Annotated in this window: 2 protein-coding genes; both read left to right on the forward strand. The window is 69.0% G+C overall.

Going from position 1 to position 4,690, the window contains the following annotated elements; translation table 11 throughout:
• Positions 1-1,677: SDR family NAD(P)-dependent oxidoreductase (locus AB0E24_RS45820; protein ID WP_359385991.1), on the forward strand; the 1,677-nt coding region annotated here is incomplete at its 5' end.
• Positions 1,678-1,715: 38 nt separating this feature from the next.
• The coding region (locus tag AB0E24_RS45825; RefSeq protein ID WP_359385994.1) for a type I polyketide synthase at positions 1,716-4,690 on the forward strand (2,975 nt) is incomplete at its 3' end.

A 4,690-nucleotide genomic window follows, 5' to 3' on the forward strand; every position in this document is an offset into this window, starting at 1 on the left:
GGCATCCACGTCATCCTCAACTCCCTCACCGACAACCTCACCGACGCCTCCCTCCGCCTCCTCACCCCCAACGGCCGATTCATCGAAATGGGCAAGACCGATGTGCGGGACACCGAGGAGGTGGCACGGACACATCCGGGTGTGACGTACCGCGCGTTCGACATCGCCGACGACGCGGGCCCGGATCGCATCGGCGCGATGCTGGTGGAGCTGGCCGGATTGTTCGAGCGTGGAGCGCTGCGGGGTCTTCCGGTGCGGTGCTGGGACGTGCGGGAGTCGGTGGACGCCTTCCGCTTCATGGCCCAGGCCCGCCACATCGGCAAGGTCGTCCTCACCATCCCCCACACCCCCGACGGAACCATCCTCATCACCGGCGGCACCGGCAACCTCGGCTCCCTCATCGCCCGCCATCTGGTCGCCGAACACGGCGTCCGCGACCTCGTCCTCACCAGTCGCCAAGGACCCAACGCCCCCGGCGCCACCGAACTCACCAACCAACTCCAAGAGCATGGCGCCCGCGTCCGCACCATCTCCTGCGACCTCACCGACCGCGCCGCCCTCGCCACGCTCATCGACGAGATCGGACCGCTGACCGGCGTCGTGCACACCGCCGGAGCCCTCGCCGACACCACCATCGACCATCTGGACACCGACGCACTGGCCACCACCCTCAACCCCAAAGCCAACGCCGCCTGGTGGCTGCATGAACTCACCCAGGACCACGACCTGGCGCTGTTCGTCGTCTTCTCGTCGATCGCCGGTGTGCTCGGCAACGCGGGGCAGGCCAACTACGCGGCCGCCAACAGCTTCCTCGACGCCCTGATCACGCACCGCCGCCGCCAGGGCCTGCCCGGGACCTCACTCGCCTGGGGCTGGTGGCAGCGGGAGGGCGGCATGACCGCACACCTCACCCAGGCCGACCACGACCGAATGACCCGGGACGGAATCCACGGGCTCACCGACGCCGAGGGCACCACGCTGTTCGACACCGCCCTCGGCCGCGGTCTGGGCGCCGTCGCACCGGTCAAGCTCCACCTGCCCACCCTCAACCGGGCCGACACGGTACCCGCGGTGCTCCGCGGGCTGGTCCGCGCCGTTCGGCCCGCCGCCCGCCAGGCGACCGTACCCGCCGAGAGCTGGGCGGACCGCATCGCCGCGCTGGTGCCCGAGGAGCGGGACCGGGCGGTGCTGGACCTGGTCCGCCAGCAGTCGGCGCGGGTCCTCGGGCATAGCGACGCCGACCGGATCGACCCCGGCCAGGCGTTCAAGGACACGGGTTTCGACTCGCTCACCGCCGTCGAGTTCCGCAACCGCGTCACCACCGCCACCGGACTGCGGCTACCCGCCACCCTGATCTTCGACCACCCCACCCCGAACGCGCTCGCCGAGCATCTGCTCGCCCAGCTCGGGCCATTGGGCGATGGCGGGTCGTCGTCCCCGGAGGTGTTGCGCGACCTGGAGCGTTTCGAACGGCAGTTGTTCGGCACCCGGCCGGACGACGAGGTGGGCACCGCGATCGCCGTCCGGTTGCGCTCCATCCTGGCCCGCCTCGACGCGCCGGCCACCGCACCCGCCGCCGGGACGGCCAGCGCCCAGGTCCTCGACACGTTGGAGGACGCCTCCCAATCGGAGCTGCTCAGCTTCATCGACAAGGAATTCGGCCGCGCCTCCAACTGACCGCTCGGCTCGCCCTCATCCCAAAAGGTTGATACCGCATGGCTGATTCGAAGACCCTCACCGACTACCTGAAGTGGGTCACGGCGGATCTCTACCGGACCCGTGAGCGGCTCGCCGAAGTCGAGTCCGCGTCGGCCGAGCCGATCGCCATCATCGGCATGGCCTGCCGCTTCCCCGGCGGCGTGACCTCACCGGAGGCGCTGTGGGAGCTGGTGTCGTCCGGCACCGACGCGATCTCCGGCTTCCCGGACGACCGGGGCTGGGACCTGGAGGGTTTCTTCGACTCCGACCCGGCCCAGGAGGGCACCTCGTATATGCGGGAGGGTGGCTTTCTGACGAACGCCACCGGTTTCGACCCGGCGTTCTTCGGCATCTCGCCGCGCGAGGCAGTGGCCATGGACCCGCAGCAGCGGCTGCTCCTGGAGACCACCTGGGAGGTGCTGGAACGCGCGGGCATCGACCCCACCTCACTCCGCGGCAGCCGCACCGGCGTGTTCACCGGGCTGATGGCCAACAGCTATACGACCCGGGTACGGCGGATCCCCGGCGAGTTGGAGAGCTACGCGGGCAACGGGGAGGCGGCGAGCGTCGCGTCCGGGCGGGTGTCGTACACCTTCGGCTTCGAGGGCCCGGCGATGTCGGTCGACACCGCCTGCTCCTCGTCGCTGACCGCGTTGCACCTGGCGGTACGGGCACTGCGCTCCGGCGAGTGCCCGCTGGCGGTCGCCGGTGGGGTGACCGTGTTCGCCACGCCGCGGATCTTCTCCGACCTGAGCCGCCAGCGCGGGCTCGCCAGGGACGGCCGCTGCAAGGCGTTCTCCACTTCCGCCGACGGCACCGGGCTCAGCGAGGGTGTCGGCCTGTTGCTGGTCGAGCGGCTGTCGGACGCCCAGCGTCTCGGGCATCCGGTGCTGGGGGTGGTACGCGGCACCGCCGTCAACCAGGACGGCGCCTCCAACGGCCTCACCGCGCCGAACGGCCCCGCTCAGCAGCGGGTCATCAAGGCCGCACTCGCCGACGCCCGGCTGACCGCGGCCGACGTGGACGTGGTGGAGGCACACGGCACCGGCACCAAACTCGGCGACCCGATCGAAGCCCAGGCGATCATCGCCACCTACGGGCAGGACCGGGAACAGCCGCTGTGGATGGGCTCGCTGAAGTCCAACATCGGCCACAGTCAAGCCGCGGCCGGAGTGGCCGGCATCATCAAAACCGTCATGGCCATGCGCCACGGCGTGATGCCCAAGACCCTGCATGTCGACGAGCCGACCCCGGAGGTCGATTGGTCGGCGGGTGCGGTCGAGGTCCTGGCCGAGGCCCGGGACTGGCCAGGGGCGGACGAACGCCCCCGGCGCGCGGGTGTGTCGTCGTTCGGGGTCAGCGGCACCAATGCGCACGTCATCCTCGAACAGGCGCCGCCCGCGCCCGAGCCGACGGAGTCGGCGGAGCGCGTCGAGCCTTCCGAGGCGGCCGAGCCTTCCGGCCCCGTCGGGCTTGAGTTGGAACCCTCCGGTCCGATGCCGTGGGTGCTCTCCGCGCAGAACGAAACCGCGCTGAAGGACATGGCCCGTCAACTGGTGACGGAAACCGAAGGCTCGGTCCACCAGATCGCACATTGCCTCATCACCCAACGATCCACCACACTCCCCCACCGCGCCGTCCTCGTCGGCTCCACCCGCGAAGAATTCGCCACCGCACTCGACAACCTCACCGGGCACACATTCGACGGCGGCAAGACCGTCCTGGTCTTCCCCGGGCAGGGGTCGCAGTGGGTCGGCATGGGACAGCGTCTCTGGGAAACCTCACCCCTCTACCGCGACACCATCCACGAGGTCGACACGGCCCTGTCCGAATACATCGACTGGTCCGTCACCGACATCCTCACCGGCCAGCCCGGAGCACCCACCTGGGACCGCGTCGATGTGATCCAGCCGGTTCTCTTCACCACCATGGTCGCCCTCGCCACCCTCTGGCAACACCACGGCCTCACCCCCGACGCCATCATCGGCCACTCCCAAGGCGAAATCGCCGCCGCCTACACCGCCGGAGCCCTCACCCTCCAAGACGCCGCACGCATCACCACCCTCCGCAGCAAAGCACTCCTCCCCCTCACCGGCCACGGCACCATGATCAGCGTCCTCGCACCACCACAAACCATTCAAGACATAGCCAACCCCGACCACTGGAACACCCGCATCTGGATCGCCGCCCACAACGCACCCAACACCACCACCATCACCGGCGACCTCGACGCCATCACCCACCTCACCCAACAACTCTCCCACCACCGCATCATGCGCTGGCAACTCCCCGGCGTCGACTTCGCCGGACACTCCGGCCACATCGACCAACTACACCAGCAACTCCAAGAAATCCTCGCCCCCATCACCCCACAAAAACCCACCACACCCTTCTACTCCACCACCGACAACACCTGGATCACCGACACCACCCTCGACGCCGACTACTGGTACCGCAACCTACGCCAACCCGTCCTCTTCCAACCCGCCATCCACCACCTGAGCAGCAACGGCTACACCACCTACATCGAAACCAGCCCCCACCCAACCCTCACCCCCAGCATCCAGGAAACCAACCCCAACACCACCACCATCCACACCCTCCGCAACGAACACGACGACACCCACGCCTTCCTCACCGCACTCGGCCACGCCCACACCCACGGCCACCCCATCACCTGGCACACCCTCATCCCACCCACCAAAACCACCCCCCTCCCCACCTATCCCTTCCAACACACACATTTCTGGCTGAACGAGAAAACCGCTGACGCCGATATGGAAAGCGCCGGACTCAGCCGGACCGACCACCCGCTCCTCGGCGCCACCACCACCCTCGCCCACTCCGGCGAGACCGTCCTCACCGGTCGGCTCAGCCCCACCCAGCACGGTTGGCTCGCCGACCACGCCGTCAACGGCACCCCACTCCTCCCCGGCACCGCACTGGTCGACATCGCCCTCCACGCCGGCGACCACACCAACCACACCACCCT

Origin of the sequence: Streptomyces malaysiensis subsp. malaysiensis (assembly GCF_040653035.1) — a bacterium.
Lineage (GTDB): Bacteria > Actinomycetota > Actinomycetes > Streptomycetales > Streptomycetaceae > Streptomyces > Streptomyces malaysiensis.